This is a genomic window from Paracoccus homiensis (assembly GCF_900111675.1).
Taxonomy (GTDB): domain Bacteria; phylum Pseudomonadota; class Alphaproteobacteria; order Rhodobacterales; family Rhodobacteraceae; genus Paracoccus; species Paracoccus homiensis.
The window spans coordinates 142790-159456 of sequence record NZ_FOHO01000006.1 but is presented as its reverse complement, the minus strand read 5'-3'; the positions used below and the strand labels follow the sequence as shown (position 1 = coordinate 159456).

The following is a 16667-nucleotide window of genomic DNA, read 5'->3' as shown; positions in this document are numbered from 1 at the left end:
CATCGCAGCGCCCCTTCCAGAAGCTGTGCGCTGGCGGCGGCGCTGACGATCGCACCCGCCGCCAGGGTGGTGATTTCGCCCTGCCAGACGCGGATCATGGCAGCACCCTGATCAGGCGGAAGCGTTCGCAGACCAGCAGCATGTCGGGATCGTAGCCGCCATTGCGGGTAAAATAGGCGATATGGCCTTCGCGCCATTCGGCGACACTGCCCTCGCCCTCGGCCAGGGCAAAATCGTCGGGCACGTCGCGAAAGGCGTGGATGCTGACCTGCGTGGTTTCAATGAGCAGCGCCGGGTTGCCGTCCCAGTCCAGCGCGATGTCGCGGCGACCGACCTGCGGCATCGGCTCGGCCCCGTTCTGGAAATCGCGCAGGGCGCCGCAGGTTGCGGTTTTCACCCCGTCGCGCACCAGTTGCAGCAATTCGGCGTTCAGGTCGCGCGAATCGCCGAAGGTGAAGCTGATGGCGGGTTCGGGGGCGGTCATTGCGTCCTCACATCCGGAAGACGCCAAAGCGCGTGGGCTGGATCGGGGCGTTCAGGCTGGCGCGCAGGGAGAGGCCCAGAATATCGCGGGTCTGGCGCGGGTCGATGATGCCGTCATCCCACAGGCGCGCCGAGGCATAGAGCGGGTGCGACTGGCGGTCGAACATCTGGATCGTGGGGCGCTTGAACTCGGCCTCTTCCTCGGGGGACCAGGTGCCGCCCTGCCGTTCGATCCCGTCGCGCTTGACGGTGGCCAGAACGCCTGCGGCCTGTTCGCCGCCCATCACGCTGATGCGGCTGTTGGGCCAGGTCCACAGGAATCGCGGCGAATAGGCGCGACCCGCCATGCCGTAATTGCCCGCGCCAAAGCTGCCACCGACCAGCATGGTGATCTTGGGGACATTGGTGGTGGCGACAGCGGTGACCATCTTGGCGCCGTGGCGGGCGATGCCTTCGTTTTCGTATTTACGTCCCACCATGAAGCCGGTGATGTTCTGCAGGAAGACCAGCGGGATGCCGCGCTGCGAACACAGTTCGACGAAATGCGCGCCCTTCTGCGCGGCCTCGCTGAACAACACGCCATTATTGGCCACGATCCCGACCGGGCAGCCCTGAACATGGGCGAAGCCCGTCACCAGCGTTTCGCCGAAACGGGCCTTGAATTCGTCAAAGCGGCTGCCGTCGACGGTGCGGGCGATCACCTCGCGGATGTCATAGGGCGTGCGCAGATCGGCGGGCACGACGCCCAGGATTTCGTCGGGATCATAGGCGGGATCCTCGGGCGATTGCCAGACAACGCTGTCGGGCATGCGGCGGTTCAGATTGGCGATGGCGCGGCGGGCCTGGGCCAGCGCGTGGGCGTCATCCTCGGCCAGATAGTCCGCGACGCCAGACAGGCGGGTATGGACATCGCCGCCGCCCAGATCCTCGGATGAGACCACCTCGCCCGTGGCAGCCTTGACCAGTGGCGGGCCGGCCAGAAAGATCGTGCCCTGATCGCGGACGATGATGGTGACATCGGACATGGCGGGAACATAGGCGCCGCCCGCCGTGCAGGACCCCATCACGACGGCGATCTGGGGAATGCCCTTGGCGCTCATCTGTGCCTGATTGAAGAAGATGCGGCCGAAATGGTCGCGATCGGGAAACACCTCGTCCTGATTGGGCAGGTTCGCGCCGCCGCTATCGACCAGATAGACGCAAGGCAGATGGCATTCCTCGGCGATTTCCTGGGCGCGCAGATGTTTCTTGACGGTCATCGGGTAATAGGTGCCGCCCTTGACCGTCGCGTCATTGGCCACGACCATCACGTCCTGCCCATGCACCCGTCCGATGCCCGCGATCACGCCCGCGCCGGGGGCCGCGCCGTCATACATGTCATGGGCCGCCGTCGCACCGATTTCCAGAAAGGGCGAACCGGGATCAAGCAGGTTGGCGACCCGTTCGCGCGGCGGCATCTTGCCCCGGCTGACATGGCGGTCCATCGCCTTGGCCCCGCCACCCGCCGCAGCGGCCTGCGCCGCCTGACGCGCGGTATCCAGAAGCGCCAGATGCGCCTGCCGGTTGGCACGATAGGCATCGGAATTGGTCAAAGCTTGGCTTTTCAGTTTCATGGTCCGGTCCTTGAATTCGCAGGCCTCACCTGCCCCCATTTCACGACAATCGGTCGCTAGGGTTGTCGCATCTTGTAAAGTTGAAACGCCCGCAACGCGGTGTGGCGCAACCGGCAATTGGCCGCCGCGATCCCCCGCATCGACCCGCCGCCATATTGGGCGTAGGCCAGCGCGCAATCGGCATCGCGCATCGCGATCCAGCCGCGCTGCGCATCGCGCAGATGGTCGCCCAGTTCGGGCTGATAGTCGAAATGCGTGCGCGTCTGCTTGTATTGATTGCTCAGAATGCGGTCCCAGACCGTCGCATCGGCCATCAGACATTCCGAGATCGCGATGGTCGTTTCAGGCTGAGGATGCGCCGTCTGACAGGCCGTTGCAGCCCGGCCCACGCAGTCGGGCAGACCGTCTGTGTTGCGGTGATCCTTGAAGCAGGCGCGAATGGCGGGCTTGTCCAGCGGTGGTGCCTGCTGGGCCTGCGCGAAGGGCGCGGAAAGCAGAGGAATCAAGCCAAGGGCGATCAGCTTGTGCATTCATCCTCCGCCAGATTGCGCAACTCGCGGCGCATGACCTTGCCGGTCACGGTCATCGGAAGGGCGTCCAGAAACGCGATCTCGCGCGGGTAGGAATGCGCCGCCGACATGCGTTTTGCATGGGATTGCAGGTCTTTGGCCAGCGCGTCGGACGCGGTATGACCGTCGCGCAAGACCACATAGGCCTTGACGATTTCGGTGCGCAGGGCATCGGGCTTGCCGACGACACCCGCCGCCGCGACGGCCGGATGTTTCAGCAGGCAATCCTCGATCTCGGAGGGGCCGATGCGATAGCCTGCGCTGGTGATCACGTCATCGTCGCGCCCGACAAAGCGGATATAGCCATCCTCGATCACGCCACGATCGCCGGTCAGCAGCCAATCGCCGCGAAACTTGTCGGCGGTGGCGTCGGGTCGGTTCCAGTAGTTCAACATCATGCTGCCCGCGCCACGACGGATGGCAATGTCGCCCTCGGCCTTGGTCGGCTGGCCTTGCAGGTCGATGATCTGGACGTCAAAACCGGGCGCGGCCTTGCCGATCGCGCCGGGGCGCACCGGGAACATCGTGCTGGCGGAACTGGCGACCATGTTGCATTCGGTCTGGCCGTAGAATTCGTTGATCGTCAGGCCAAATGCACCGCGTCCCCAGTCAAGCATCTCGGCCCCCAGCGTCTCGCCGCCCGAGGCGACGCTGCGCAGGCCCGGCACGCGCGCGTCGGCGGCTTTCAGCATCTTCAGCGCGGTGGGCGGAAAGAACACGTTGCGCACGCCACATGTCGAAATCAGATCGGCCACGGCGGCAGGGTCGAATTTCGGCATTCGTGCGGCGACCACCGGCACGCCAAGCGCAAGCCCCGGCATCAGCACATCGAACAGCCCGCCGATCCAGGCCCAGTCAGCCGGCGTCCACAGGCAGTCGCCCGGCTGGCCCAGCAGATCGTGGCTCATCTCGACGCCCGGCAGGTGGCCTGTCAGCACCCGATGGCCGTGCAGCGCCCCTTTCGGCGCCCCGGTCGTACCCGAGGTGTAGATGATGATGGCAGGCGTTTCAGGTCCGGTGGGTCGCGCCGCAAAACCGCCCTGATCGGGCTGCCCATCTTCCGGAACGATCACGCGGATATCGTCGAAATCGCGCAGCATGTCGCGACCTTCGGGGTCGGCGATCACGCAGGTCACACCCGCGTCACGCAACCGCAGGGCCAGCGCCTCGGGGCCGAACAGCTTGAACAGCGGGACCGAGATCGCCGCAGATTTCCAGATCGCCAGATGCGCAGCGGCCGTCCATGCCGATTGCGTGCGCAAGACCCCCACGCGATCGCCCGCCTCGGCATTCAGCGCATGGGCCAGCTGATCGCTCATGCGGCCCAGTCGGCCAAAGCTGATCGGATGCGCGGCACCGTCATAGTCAATGATCGCTGTCGCATCGGGATCATGTGACAGACATTGCGCAGCCATGTTCAGGTCGGGCGCATATTCCCACCTGAACCCGCGACACAGCGCGGCATGATCGGCATGCGGCAACAGACGGCTCATTCCTTCCCCCCTTGCGGTCGGCCAGATCCCCGCCGCGCCCCTCGTCGCGGCGGGATCCTGGATCAGACCAGCGTCATCAACTCGCGACCGATCAACATGCGACGGATCTCGCTGGTGCCTGCGCCGATTTCCATCAGCTTGGCATCGCGGAACAGACGGCTGACCACGCTGTCATTCAGAAAGCCCGCGCCGCCCATCGCCTGAACCGCCTGATGGGCCTGGACCATCGCCTGTTCGCTGGCATACAGCACCGCGCCCGCCGCGTCCTGCCGGGTCACCTTGCCCGCATCGCAGGCCCGCGCGACCTCGTAGACATAGGCGCGGGCGGTGTTCAGCGCGACATACATATCGGCGATCTTGCCCTGCATCAGCTGGAAGGACCCAATGGGCTGACCGAACTGCTTGCGCTCGGCCATATATGGCATCACCTCGTCCAGACAGGCGGCCATGATGCCAGTGCCGATCCCCGACAGCACGACGCGTTCGTAATCCAGCCCCGACATCAGGACGCGGACGCCGCGCCCCTCTTCGCCCAGAACGTTTTCGAACGGGATTTCGCAGTTCTCGAAGATCAACTCGCCCGTGTTCGATCCGCGCATCCCCAGCTTGTCGAAATGCGGACTGGTGCTGAACCCGGCCATTCCGCGTTCGACGATGAATGCGGTGATGCCCTTGCTGCCGGCATCCGGGTCGGTCTTGGCATAGACGACCAGCGTCTGTGCATCGGGGGCGTTGGTGATCCAGTATTTGTTGCCGTTCAGAACATAGCGGTCGTTCTTTTTCTCGGCCCGCAGCTTCATGCTGACGACATCGCTGCCCGCGCCCTCTTCGGACATGGCCAGCGCGCCCACCGCCTTGCCGCTGCACAGATCGGGCAGATATTTCGCGCGCTGTTCATCGCTGCCGTTCAGCTTGATCTGGTTCACGCACAGATTCGAATGCGCGCCATAGGACAGGCTGACACTGGCGCTGGCGCGGGCGATTTCCTCGGTCGCGATGACATGGGCCAGATAGCCCATCCCCGAGCCGCCGAATTCTTCGGGCACGGTGATGCCCAGAAGGCCCAGATCGCCCATTTCGGTCCAAAGATCGTTCGGGAAGGCGTTGTCGCGATCCACCGCGCTGGCGATCGGCTTGATCCGATCCTGCGCCCAACGATGAACCATGTCCCGCAGGGCATTCACATCCTCGCCCAGATCGAACTCCATCCCGCGCGTGAACATCGCATCACCTCCCATTTATTGAACGCTTGTTCATTTCCTTGAATAAGGCAGTTTCCCCCCAAGCGTCAAGCAGAGCCTGCGCGTCTTCTGCGCATCGGTCAATGGCGGTGGCTTTCGGCTTTTGTCAGCGCGAAAGCCGGGATAGTCCTGCACCGGCACAGAGGGGGGAACGCGATGCTGCTGACAATCGTGCGCCATGCGCCGCCACTGACCGATGGCCGTCTTGCCGGGCGACGTGACGTGTCGGCGGATATCGGCGATTCGCAGATGATCGCGCGGGTCCGGGCGCGGCTGCGCCGGGATGCACAGATCATCGCCAGCCCCGCGCAGCGCTGTCTGCAAACGGCGGCTGCCCTGGGGCTGACACCGACGCAGACGCATCGCGATCTGTGGGAACAGGATTACGGCGCGTGGGAAGGCCTGCGCTATGCCGATCTGCCTGATCTTGGGGCGCTGCCGATGTCTGAACTGGCGCGGCATCGTCCTGACGGGGGCGAAAGTTTTCAGGACATGGCCGCGCGGGTTCAGCCCATTCTGCAAAGGCTGGACCGCGACAGCGTGATCATCGCCCATGCCGGAACGGCGCGCGCGGCGCTTGCGATGGTGGTGGGGACGGCCGCGCTGTCCTTTGCGATCGCGCCCCTGTCGCTGACCATCCTGCGTCGCGCAGGCTCGGATTGGTCGGTCGAAGCGGTGAACCTGACATGACCCCTGCCCTCGCCCTGATCGCGCTGCTTCTGGACGTCATCTTCGGCTGGCCGGATCGCTGGTATCGGCGGATCGGCCATCCCGTGACATGGCTGGGGCGGCTGATCGGGGCGCTGGAACAGCGGTTGAATCGCGGACAGGCGCGGCGTCTGAAAGGGATTGCAACCACCCTCATCGCCATCGCCGCCGCCGCCCTGCCCGCCATCCTGCTACAGGATCTTCTGGGGTTCTGGGTCGCGGCGATCCTTGCCTGGCCCCTCGTGGCGGCAAGGTCTCTGCACGATCACCTGCGTGCGGTGCTGCATCCCTTGCAACACGGCGACCTGACGGCCGCGCGGCATGCCACCGCGATGATCGTCGGGCGCGATGTGACGCAGGCGGATCAGGCAGCCCTGACCCGCGCCAGCCTTGAAAGCCTGGCCGAGAACGCCTCGGACGGGGTGATCGCGCCGTTGTTCTGGGCGATGGTCGCGGGGCTGCCCGGGATCGCCGCCTACAAGGCCATCAATACGCTGGATTCGATGATCGGTCACAAGAACGCCCGCTATCACCAGTTTGGCTGGTTCGCGGCACGCCTGGACGACGTGGCGAACTGGCTGCCCGCACGATTGACCGCGCTGCTGCTGGCGCTGGCATCCGGCAGTCCGCGATCCTGGCGGATCGCCCGGCGCGACGCCCGCGCACACCGCTCGCCCAATGCGGGCTGGCCCGAGGCCGCGATGGCGGGGGCGCTGAATGTGCGGCTGTCAGGCCCCCGCGCCTATGGCGATCGCACCAGCGCCGAACCGTGGCTGAACGAAGCCGCCCCCGATCCGCAGGTCGCGGATCTTGACCGCGGCATCGGGCTGTATCGGCGGGCGTTGATGATCGCGGCGGCGCTGCTGCTGACCGCCGCAATCGCCTAGAGGCTACAGGTCCTGCATCACATCGGCCGCGATCTCGAAGCTACGCAGCCGCGCGCGGTGATCGTGGATCTGCCCGGTCAGGATCACCTCGTCGGGTTTGTAGGTGTCGATCAGGATGCGCAACTGGTCGCGCACCTCATCGGGATTGCCGACCGCGCTGATCGTCAGCGCATGATCGACCGCCTCGCGCATCTTCACGCCGATTTCGCCATCCAGATCGCGGGTCGGACGCGGCAGCTTGCCGGGCATTCCGGTCCGCAGACGCGCAAAGGCCAGCTGCATTGTCGTACGCATGTAATGCGCCTCGGCAGAGTCATCGGCGGCAAAGACATTGATCGCGATCATGCTGTGCGGCTTCTCAGACCAGGGCGAAGGGCGGAACCGATCCCGATACACCTGCAGCGCCTGCGTCAGATCCGACGGTGCGAAATGGCTGGCAAAGGCATAGGGCAGCCCCAGATGCGCGGCCAGTTGCGCGCCGAACAGGCTGCTGCCAAGGATCCAGACGGGCACATTCGTTCCTTCGCCCGGCAGTGCACGGACAGCGGCATCCTTCTGTTCCGGCCCCAGATATGTCAGCAATTCAACGACATCCTGCGGGAAGCTGTCGGCCATCGGGTCACGGCGCAATGCGCGAATGACGGCACCGTCCCCGCCGGGCGCGCGGCCAAGGCCCAGATCGATCCGGTCGGGAAAGGCGGTGGCCAGCGTGCCAAACGCCTCGGCCACGGTCAGCGGCGCGTGGTTCGGCAGCATGATGCCGCCCGCCCCAACCCGCATCGACGCGGTCGCCTGCGCCACCAGCCCGATCAGGACCGCGGTCGCGGAACTGGCGATGCCGGGCATGTTGTGATGTTCCGCCAGCCAATAGCGGTGATACCCCCAATCCTCGGCATGACGCGCAAGGTCAAGGGTGTTCTGGATCGCGTCGGCGGGGGTAAACCCCTCGGGGACCGGCGCCAGATCGAGAAGGGAATAAGTCGTGCTCATTCCGCTGAGTTAGGCGTTCGCGGGCCGATTACAATTCCCCGAAATGCAGAAACTGCAATGACCCGCAATGGGCGCAAACCCGTCATGCAAACGCCCGCCAGATCGGCGGGCGCGTCGGATCGTCAGGCCATCTTGCGCAGATAGGTCCAGGTCGGGACCCTTGCGTCGCGGGCCACGGACCAGCTTTCGGCATCGCCCAGATATTCAAAACCGCTATTCGTCAGAACGCGGGCCGAGCCGGGATTGTCCTGAAAAGCCTCGGCGAACAATGTGCGCGACCCGTGCGGATTGGCCCGCACCAGCCCTTCCACGGCTTCGGTGGCAAAGCCGGTATTCCAGAAGCCGGACCCGACCCAGAAGCCAAGCTCGGACTGGTCGCTTTCCATGCGGGTCAGCGAGACGACGCCCAGCAACTCGGTCAGATTATGGGCCGAGCCGTCAATCGCCCAGACATCCTCGATCCGGTTCACAGCCATGGCGCGGGCCACGAAATCCTCGGCCGCGCCAGGGGGCAGCGGATGGGGGATGGCGCGGGTGCCTTCGGCTACGCGGCGGTCGGCCGTATAATGCGCGATCATGCCCACATCGGACGGGCGAAGCGGGCGCAGAACCAAGCGCTGCGTTTCGATGATCGGCTGGCCGCCGACAGCATCGGCAAGTTTGAGATCGTCCAATCGCGTACCCTCACGCATGGGTGCAGACATAACCATTTTCCCCTCCCGGAAAACGTACCCTGAAACAGGTCGGGGGGACCGGCTTTCGCCGGTCCCCCCCTTTAACATCGCTATGTTAAGCTTGGGTTACTCGGCGGCTTCGAGGCTCGCGGGAATCACCGAAATGAAGGTGCGGCCCTTCAGGCCCTTCTTGAAGGTGACGTGACCGTCGGTCAGCGCGAACAGGGTGTGATCCTTGCCCATACCGACATTGACGCCCGGCCACCACTTGGTGCCGCGCTGACGCACGATGATGTTGCCTGCGATGGCTTCCTGGCCACCATACAGTTTCACGCCAAGACGGCGGCCCGCGGAATCGCGGCCGTTACGGGAAGAACCGCCTGCTTTTTTATGTGCCATGGGTCAGTCTCCTTACGCTTCAGCAGCTTCTTTGGTGCGGGCGCCGACGGCAGTTTTCACGCCGGTCTTGTCCGCGCCCTTTTCCAGCACGTCGGTCACGCGCAGCAGGGTCAGCTGCTGACGGTGGCCGCGCGTACGCTGCGAGCTGTGCTTGCGGCGGCGCTTGACATAGGTGATGACCTTGTCAGCCTTGATCTGATCGATCACTTCGGCCTGAACGCAGGCACCGTCGACCAGCGGCGCACCCAGCGTCGCACCAACCATCAGAATTTCGTTGAACTGGACTTTTTCACCAGCTGCAGCATTCAGCTTTTCAACGCGCAGAACGTCACCCGCCTGCACCTTGTACTGCTTGCCGCCCGTTTTCAGAACCGCGAACATCGCTTCTTTCCTTCGTTAACCGCGTCCCTCGGCCCCGATTCGCATCGGTGTTCCGGGTTGCCCCGCCTTCGGACTGCGCCCCGTATGTAACGGAGTTCATTCAAAATAATTCACCGGCCAAGGACAAAAGCCCGGCCGGTCCGCTGGGATATGCCGCATTTGGCCGCACAAGTCAAGCAAGCCCCGGCTCTAACCCGGCGATCCTGCGGCATCTTTTGCCGCGAAAACGCGCCTAGCCGGCGGCCTTTTCTTCCAGCGCCAACCACTCCTCTTCGGCGGCGGACAGGGCGGCCTGCCGTTCGGTCAGCGCGTCGGTTGCCTTCTGAAACTTTGCGGGCGCCGTCTGGTAAAGATCGGGGTCCGACAGGAACTGTGACAGTTTCGCGATCTCGGCCTCAAGCCGTTCGATCACCGACGGAAGTTCGTCCAGGCGATGCTTTTCCGTGAAGCTGAGGCCAGGCTTGGCGGCCTTTGCAGGCGCAGACGGCTTTGCGACATCCTTTGCGGCCTGCGGGGGCGCCGCAGTTTCGGTGCGCGCCACATCGCCACGCTGATCGCGGTAATCGCTCCAACCGCCGGCATAGACCGTCGCGCGGCCATCGCCTTCCATCGCGACCGTGGTATCGGCCACGCGATCGATGAAGTCCCGGTCGTGGCTGACCAGCAGGACCGTGCCGTCATATTCGCCCAGCAGATCCTGCAACAGATCCAGCGTTTCGACATCCAGATCGTTGGTCGGTTCGTCCATGACCAGCAGGTTCGAGGGCCGCGCCATCAGCCGTGCCAGCAGAAGCCGCGCCTTTTCACCGCCCGACAGGCTGCGCACGGGCGCGCGGGCCTGCCCCTCGTCGAACAGGAAATCCTTCAGATAGCCGACGACATGGCGCGGCTGGCCACGGACCATGACCTGATCGGCCCGCCCCGAGACCCGCATATCCGGATCGCCGGTCAGCGAGTCCCACAGCGACTGATCGGGGTTCAGCGCCGCACGCGCCTGATCGAATACCGCGACCTCAAGATTGGTCCCCAGCTTGATCTGGCCGTCATCGGGGGCGATCTCACCGGTCAGCAATTTTATCAGGGTGGTCTTGCCGACGCCGTTCGGCCCGACAAACGCCACGCGGTCGCCACGATTGACCAACAGATCAAAGGGTTTCAGGATCGCGCGTTCGCCAAAAGTCTTGGTGACGCCCTTGGCCTCGATCACGCGCTTGCCCGATTGTGCACCGGATTCCAGCGCAAGCGCGGCTGTTCCCTGACGCCGGATCTGCGAGGCACGTTCGGCCCGCAATGCCTGAAGTGCGCGAACGCGGCCCTGGTTGCGCTTGCGACGGGCGCTGATGCCTTCGACCGCCCACCGGGCTTCGGCCTTGATCTTGCGGTCCAGCTTGTGGCGGGCGTCATCCTCGGCGGTCCATGTCGCCTCGCGCCATTCCTCGAAATGCTCGAATCCGCGTTCCTGACGGCGCACCTCGCCGCGGTCGATCCACAGGGTCGCGCGGGTCAGACGGCGCAGAAAGGCGCGGTCGTGGCTGATGATGACATAGGCCGCGCGGGTCTGGTTCAGGTGATCTTCCAGCCAACCGATCGCCTCGATGTCCAGATGGTTCGTCGGCTCGTCCAGCAGCATCAGTTCGGGTGCCTGCGCCAGCAGTCGCGCAAGCGCGGCGCGGCGACGTTCCCCACCCGAGGCCGTGGACACCGGACGGTCAGGATCGAATTTCAGCCCTTCAGCCGCCATTTCAACGCGATAGGCCTCGGCCTCGGGCAGGTCGGCACTGGCGAAATCGCCAAGCGTCTCGTAGCCCGACAGATCCGGGTCCTGTTCCATATATCCGGTATGGGCGCCGGCATTCAGAACCACCTGACCGCGGTCGGGTTCGACCAATCCGGCCATGACCTTCATCAAGGTCGATTTGCCCGACCCGTTGCGGCCGACCAGCGCGACCCGGTCGCCCTGCTGAACCGTCAGCGAAAGATTGTCGAAAACCGGATTGCCGCCGAAGGTCAGCGAGATATCGGTCAATTGAAGAAGGGGTGCGCGTGCCATTCCCGCGCCCTATCCTGCCCGTCATGCCCGGTCAATCCACAGGACGCATTGACGCGGGATCCGCGACTTGGCAAAAGACGCCAAATTTCCGACTAAAGGAGTCGATTATGCGTCACCTGATCCTCGCTTCGCTGATGGGCGCGACTGCCCTGCCCGCCCTGGCCGAAGAAGTGAACATCTATTCGCATCGCCAGCCCGAGCTGCTGAAGCCGCTGACCGATGCCTTCACCGAAAAGACCGGGATCACCGTCAACACGGCCTTTGTCGAAAAAGGCATGGTCGAGCGTCTGCAGGCCGAGGGCGATCGCAGCCCCGCCGACCTGATCATGACAGTCGATGTCGCACGCCTGGGCGAGGTCAAGGACGCAGGTGTCACCCAGCCGGTGACCGACGAGGCACTGGACGTGGTGCCCGCCACTCTGCGCGATGCCGATGGCCAGTGGTTCGGCCTGACCACCCGCGCCCGCATCGTCTATGCCAGCAAGGATCGCGTCGCCGATGGCGAACTGACCAGCTATGAAGATCTGGCAGATCCCAAATGGAAGGGCCGCATCTGCACCCGCCCCTTCACCCATGACTACAATGTCGCGCTGACCGCGGCCTTCCTGGCGCATCACGGCCCGGACGAAACCCGCGAATGGCTGGAAGGCGTCAAGGCAAACCTGGCCAAGAAGCCCGAAGGCAACGACCGTGCGCAGGTCAAGTCGATCTGGGCCGGCGAATGCGATATCAGCCTGGGCAACACCTATTACATGGGCAAGATGCTGGAAGACGAGGAACAGAAGGAATGGGCCGATTCCGTCCGCATCCTGTTCCCCGTGTTCGAAAACGGCGGCACGCATGTGAACGTCTCGGGCGTGGCGATGACCAAAGCGGCCCCGAACAAGGAAGCCGCGCAGAAACTGATCGACTTCCTCGTCAGCGACGAAGCACAGAAGATCTACGCCGAAACCAATTACGAATTCCCGGTCTCGGACCATGTCGAGCGGTCCGAGATCGTCCAAAGCTGGGGTGAGTTCACCGCCGACAGCACCCCCCTGACCGAGATCTCGGATCTGCGTCCGCAGGCGCTGACCCTGATCGAAGAGGTCAACTTCGACGGCTGATCTGCCCGAAAAACAAGAACATACCAAAAGGCGCAGGTTTCGACTTGCGCCTTTTTTACCGCCCGGTCAGATTACTGCCAAACCGACAAGGCGGATGGCATGACCCAGAAAATCATCATCGACACCGATCCCGGACAGGACGACGCGGTCGCCATCCTTCTGGCGCTGGCCAGCCCCGAGATCGAGCTTCTGGGCATCACCGCCGTCGCGGGAAATGTTCCCCTGTCGCTGACCGAACTGAATGCGCGCAAGATCCTGGAACTTGCCGAACGCAGCGACATTCCGGTCCTTGCCGGCTGCGACGCCCCGATGGGCCGCAAGCTGGTCACCGCCGAACATGTGCACGGCAAAAGCGGTCTGGACGGGATCGAGCTGCCCGAACCCTCGACCCCGCTGCATCCCGGCCACGGGGTCGATTTCATCATCGAAACGCTGCGCCGCGAACCCGAAGGCAGTGTCACGCTGGTGCCGATCGGACCTTTGACCAATATCGCGACCGCCTTCCGCAAAGCCCCCGACATCGTCAGCCGGGTCAAGCAGGTGGTTCTGATGGGGGGCGCCTATTTCGAAGTGGGCAACATCACCCCGGCTGCCGAGTTCAACATCTATGTCGACCCAGAAGCGGCCAGCCTGGTCTTTGGGTCGGGCGTCCCGCTGGTTGTTCTGCCGCTGGACGCGACGCATCAGGCGCTGACCTCGCGCGACTGGGTGCAGGCCATGGCCGATCTGCCCAACCGCTGCGGCCCCGCCGTCGCCAGTTGGACCGATTTCTTCGAGCGCTATGATCGTGAAAAATACGGCAGCGCCGGCGCACCCCTGCATGACCCCTGCACCATCGCGTGGCTGCTGCGGCCCGATCTGTTCAGCGGCCGCGAGATCAATGTCGAAATCGAGACAAGCGGCGAATTCACGCTTGGCATGACCGTGGCCGACTGGTGGCGCGTGTCGGGCCGTCCGGCCAACGCCCTGTTCATCCGCGATCTGGACCGGGACGGCCTGTTCGCACTGCTGAGCGAGCGGATCGCACGCCTGCCCTAATCCTGCGCGGGATCGTCTGCAGGCCCTGGCAATTCCTCGGGGCCTGCACCAAGCGCGCGGTCCAGTTCGACAACCAGAACATCGGTCACGTCGATCGCGTCCAGCGACACAAAGACCGTGCGCCGGTCCAGCACCGCGACCGCGCCGCGTTGCTGCATCACATCGCCCATGATCGGCAGGGCCGCCTGATAAAACGCATTGCGGCTGGCCTCGCCACGCGCGTTCAATTCCTGAACCACCTGCGCGCGTTCTCGCCGAATGCGGGTGGCACGGGCGTCGAACGCCTCGGCCCGCTGACGAAATTCGGCCGGGGCAAGCGCCTTGCGCTGTTCGGTCAGACGCGCTTCTTCGTCGGATAGTTCCTGCGCGATGCGTTCATTCTCGGCAGCGATCTGACTGCCCGCATCTTCCAGCAATTGCTGTGTCCGCTGCCCCCATGCCGACCGGGCGAACAGCGCCTCTTGATCGACGGTCAGCAAGGGCGCCGCCAGCGGATCCGGGCTGTTCCCGTCACTTTCGATGGTGCGGCTGGGCAACCCCTGATCCGGGGTCGCCTCGGTATTGGGTTCGGCCAATTCCGCCGCGGGCGGTGGGGCCGCCTGCTGCGCCGCTGCCGATCCGCCAGACAGCAGAACCGACAGCAGACAGGTCGTGACCGATCGGGCGATCATCAGAACTGGGTCGAGATCGTCAGGTCGAAATTCTGTTCCTCGTCATAGTCTTCCTGCGCGATCGCCTTCGAGAAGTTGAACCGCAGCGGACCGATGGGCGTGGTCCAGAAGATCGACGCGCCGACAGATGCGCGGACATACATGTCGTCATCCACGGCAATGCCATCGGTGCCGATGGTATCGTCCAGCCCCCAGATCGACCCGACATCGGCGAACAGACCGCCGGTGATGCCGTATTCTTCCGGCAGACCGATGGGGAACTGGCTTTCCGCGCGCGCCGCCCAGAAGTAATTGCCGCCCAACGCATCCTCGTTGACCGCGTTCAGGTCACGCGGTCCGATGCCGTTGGATTCGAAGCCGCGTATCCGCGATCCGGCACGGAAGCGGTCCAGAATGTAGGGCGTATAATCGCTGTAACCATAGACCGCCCCGGCCTCCAGCTCGGCCCGGAAGGTGACATCTTCGCGCCAGGCATTGCTTTCTAGCCCGGCCAATGCCGTGGTGGTCACGCTTTTCACGTCGCCACCGACACCCGCGACATCCTGGCTGAAGCTGAACTTGTAGGTCGTGACCGGGTTCAGGCCCGTGCGGCGTGTATCCCAGGTGTAGGTGTAGCCAAGCGCCGAGGACAAACGGTCGCCCTCTTCACGCTGCAGAATGACCGAGCTGTCCTCGTCGACATTGTCCAGTTTGTCCTGTTTCAGCGTATAGCGCAGTTCCAACCGCCCATTGGCCGAAATCGGGAACTCGATCGACGGGCTGATGCCGATGCTGCGCGTGTCGTAATCCGAATTCAGATCTTCGGTCTCGCTGTACCAGGTGCGGAAGCGGAAGCGCAGGTCACGACCCAAGAAATACGGCTCGATGAAATTGATCGACCCTTCGCGGTCGCCATCGGCCGTCGAAATCGTCAGACCGACGGTCTGTCCACGCCCCAGGAAGTTCCGCTCGGTCAGCGATGCGTTCAGACCGACGCCCGCGCTGACGCCGTAGGACGCACCGAAGGTCAGCGAGCCGGTCGGCTGTTCCTCGACATTGACGTCGACGATGACCTGCTGGTCGCTGGTGCCCTGACGGGTCTCGACCTGCGCATCGGCGAAATAACCCAGCGCCCGCACCCGTTCGGCCGAGTTGCGGATTTCGCGCGGGTTGAACGGATCACCCTCGACGGTGTTGAACTGACGGCGGATCACGCGGTCAAGCGTGGTCGTGTTGCCCTCGATATCGATACGCTCGACGAAAACGCGCGGCCCGCGCGTCAGCGCAAAGGTCAGGTCCAGCGACTGGGTCGCCGGGTTGCGCTGCACCCGCGGTTCGATGCTGACGAAATCCAGCCCCTTCTGGATCGCGACCGTTTCCATGCGGCGGATGGTGATGTCGATATCCGAAGGGTTGTAGAAAGAGCCGCGCTTCACGCGGTTCTGCGCCGCGAAATCAGCCGCATCGACACCCGGAATCTCCGAGATCGTATCAACGCTGCGGAACTTGTAGCGCGGGCCTTCCTGAATGTTGAAGGTGATATACAGCGCATCGCGTTCGCGGGCCAGTTCCGGGGCAACGCCCTGAACCTTGAAATCGGCATACCCCTGCGAGCGGTAGAAATCGGTCAGCAGCTGTTCATCCAGCGGAATACGCTCGGCGGCGAAGGTATCGCGGCGAATGAAGGTGCGCAGGATGCCGGCCTGTTTGGTCTGCAGCACATTCCGCAGACGGCTGTCGCTGAACGCCCGGTTGCCGGTAAAGCTGATGCGCTCGATCTCGGTCAGGTCGCCCTCGCGAACCTCGAACACCAGATCAACGCGGTTGTCGCTGCGACGGATGATCTTGGGATCGACGCGGGCGGCAAGACGACCCTCGCTGGCATAGGCCTGGGCAATGTTGTTCGCATCCTCGATCGCCTGGCTGGGCTGATAGACGCGGCGCGACTGGCTTTGCACGATCTCGGCCAGCTGATCGTCCTTGATCCGGCGATTGCCCTCGAAGCTGATCTGGTTGATCGTCGGGTATTCGCTGACCTTGATGATCAGGGTCCCGCCCTGCGGCACGATTTCCACCGTCTCGAACAGGCCCGATCCCTGAAGCCGCTGCAACGCGTCGTTCAATTCGCCCGCCGAGACATCCTGCCCCCGCGCGATATTGGCGTAGGACAGAACCGTCGCCGCCTCGACCCGCTGCGATCCTTCGATCCGGACATCGTTGAAAACATATGCCGAAGCCGCGTGAGGCACCATCAGCGATGCAGGCACCGACATGGTCAGCGCCGCTATCAGGGCCACACTGCCCCTGCCCAGTTTCTGTGTCATTGCCGCCCCTCTTGCTTTCTGCCTGCACGGCGCCAAACGCGCCTTCTTTTGCTGAAAGCTT

General features: G+C 64.0%; 16 protein-coding genes. 4 read left to right on the top strand and 12 right to left on the bottom strand.

Annotated features, from left to right (window positions below):
• Window positions 1-94: 94 nt before the first annotated feature.
• The 5 genes from BMX67_RS10385 to BMX67_RS10365 form a co-directional block, all read right to left on the bottom strand.
• Window positions 95-484 carry an ASCH domain-containing protein gene (locus BMX67_RS10385; protein WP_090734664.1) on the bottom strand — a complete coding sequence of 130 codons (390 nt, stop codon included), beginning with the start codon at window positions 482-484 and terminating at the stop codon, window positions 95-97.
• Between the two features lie 7 nt (window positions 485-491).
• The gene (locus BMX67_RS10380; RefSeq protein ID WP_090734786.1) at window positions 492-2096 is read right to left on the bottom strand and encodes a carboxyl transferase domain-containing protein; all 1605 of its coding nucleotides are present in this window, start codon (window positions 2094-2096) and stop codon (window positions 492-494) included.
• A 56-nt stretch (window positions 2097-2152) separates the two neighbouring features.
• Window positions 2153-2626, bottom strand: a complete 474-nt coding sequence (locus BMX67_RS10375; protein WP_090734663.1) for a lysozyme inhibitor LprI family protein — start codon at window positions 2624-2626, stop codon at window positions 2153-2155.
• Window positions 2614-4158: an AMP-binding protein gene (locus tag BMX67_RS10370; protein WP_090734661.1), complete on the bottom strand. Its 1545-nt coding sequence runs from the start codon at window positions 4156-4158 to the stop codon at window positions 2614-2616. Before BMX67_RS10370 ends, BMX67_RS10375 begins: the two co-directional genes overlap by 13 nt.
• A 62-nt stretch (window positions 4159-4220) precedes the next feature.
• Window positions 4221-5381, bottom strand: a complete 1161-nt coding sequence (locus BMX67_RS10365; RefSeq protein WP_090734659.1) for an isovaleryl-CoA dehydrogenase — start codon at window positions 5379-5381, stop codon at window positions 4221-4223.
• 174 nt (window positions 5382-5555) lie between these two features.
• Between BMX67_RS10365 and BMX67_RS10360 the strand changes: the two genes are divergently transcribed.
• Together BMX67_RS10360 and cbiB are read left to right on the top strand one after the other, a co-directional pair.
• Window positions 5556-6089 (top strand): histidine phosphatase family protein, encoded by a 534-nt coding sequence (locus tag BMX67_RS10360; RefSeq protein WP_090734657.1) that lies wholly within the window; start codon window positions 5556-5558, stop codon window positions 6087-6089.
• The gene (gene cbiB, locus BMX67_RS10355) at window positions 6086-6994 is read left to right on the top strand and encodes an adenosylcobinamide-phosphate synthase CbiB (protein WP_090734655.1); all 909 of its coding nucleotides are present in this window, start codon (window positions 6086-6088) and stop codon (window positions 6992-6994) included. Before BMX67_RS10360 ends, cbiB begins: the two co-directional genes overlap by 4 nt.
• A 3-nt stretch (window positions 6995-6997) precedes the next feature.
• Here the strand turns inward: cbiB and BMX67_RS10350 are convergent, their stop codons facing one another.
• The 5 genes from BMX67_RS10350 to BMX67_RS10330 form a co-directional block, all read right to left on the bottom strand.
• Entirely contained in the window at window positions 6998-7984 is a 987-nt protein-coding gene (locus BMX67_RS10350; RefSeq protein WP_090734653.1) for an LLM class flavin-dependent oxidoreductase, read from the bottom strand.
• Window positions 7985-8106: 122 nt separating this feature from the next.
• On the bottom strand, window positions 8107-8676 hold the full coding sequence (locus BMX67_RS10345; RefSeq protein WP_175479875.1) for a GNAT family N-acetyltransferase: 570 nt from the start codon (window positions 8674-8676) through the stop codon (window positions 8107-8109).
• A gap of 108 nt (window positions 8677-8784) precedes the next feature.
• Window positions 8785-9057, bottom strand: coding sequence for a 50S ribosomal protein L27 (gene rpmA / locus BMX67_RS10340; protein WP_090734650.1), 273 nt, complete (start codon window positions 9055-9057; stop codon window positions 8785-8787).
• Window positions 9058-9069: 12 nt separating this feature from the next.
• Window positions 9070-9438, bottom strand: coding sequence for a 50S ribosomal protein L21 (gene rplU, locus BMX67_RS10335; RefSeq protein WP_090734649.1), 369 nt, complete (start codon window positions 9436-9438; stop codon window positions 9070-9072).
• 232 nt (window positions 9439-9670) lie between these two features.
• Window positions 9671-11488, bottom strand: a complete 1818-nt coding sequence (locus BMX67_RS10330; RefSeq protein WP_090734647.1) for an ABC-F family ATP-binding cassette domain-containing protein — start codon at window positions 11486-11488, stop codon at window positions 9671-9673.
• A 107-nt stretch (window positions 11489-11595) separates the two neighbouring features.
• Between BMX67_RS10330 and BMX67_RS10325 the strand changes: the two genes are divergently transcribed.
• Together BMX67_RS10325 and BMX67_RS10320 are read left to right on the top strand one after the other, a co-directional pair.
• The gene (locus BMX67_RS10325; RefSeq protein ID WP_090734646.1) at window positions 11596-12594 is read left to right on the top strand and encodes a Fe(3+) ABC transporter substrate-binding protein; all 999 of its coding nucleotides are present in this window, start codon (window positions 11596-11598) and stop codon (window positions 12592-12594) included.
• A 99-nt stretch (window positions 12595-12693) separates the two neighbouring features.
• A complete protein-coding gene (locus BMX67_RS10320; RefSeq protein ID WP_090734644.1) occupies window positions 12694-13632 on the top strand; it encodes a nucleoside hydrolase in 939 nt (312 codons plus the stop codon).
• Here BMX67_RS10320 and BMX67_RS10315 read toward each other — a convergent pair.
• Together BMX67_RS10315 and bamA are read right to left on the bottom strand one after the other, a co-directional pair.
• Entirely contained in the window at window positions 13629-14303 is a 675-nt protein-coding gene (locus BMX67_RS10315; protein ID WP_090734643.1) for an OmpH/Skp family outer membrane protein, read from the bottom strand. The genes BMX67_RS10320 and BMX67_RS10315 overlap by 4 nt on opposite strands.
• Window positions 14303-16606: an outer membrane protein assembly factor BamA gene (gene bamA / locus BMX67_RS10310; RefSeq protein WP_090734641.1), complete on the bottom strand. Its 2304-nt coding sequence runs from the start codon at window positions 16604-16606 to the stop codon at window positions 14303-14305. Before bamA ends, BMX67_RS10315 begins: the two co-directional genes overlap by 1 nt.
• Window positions 16607-16667: the final 61 nt, after the last annotated feature.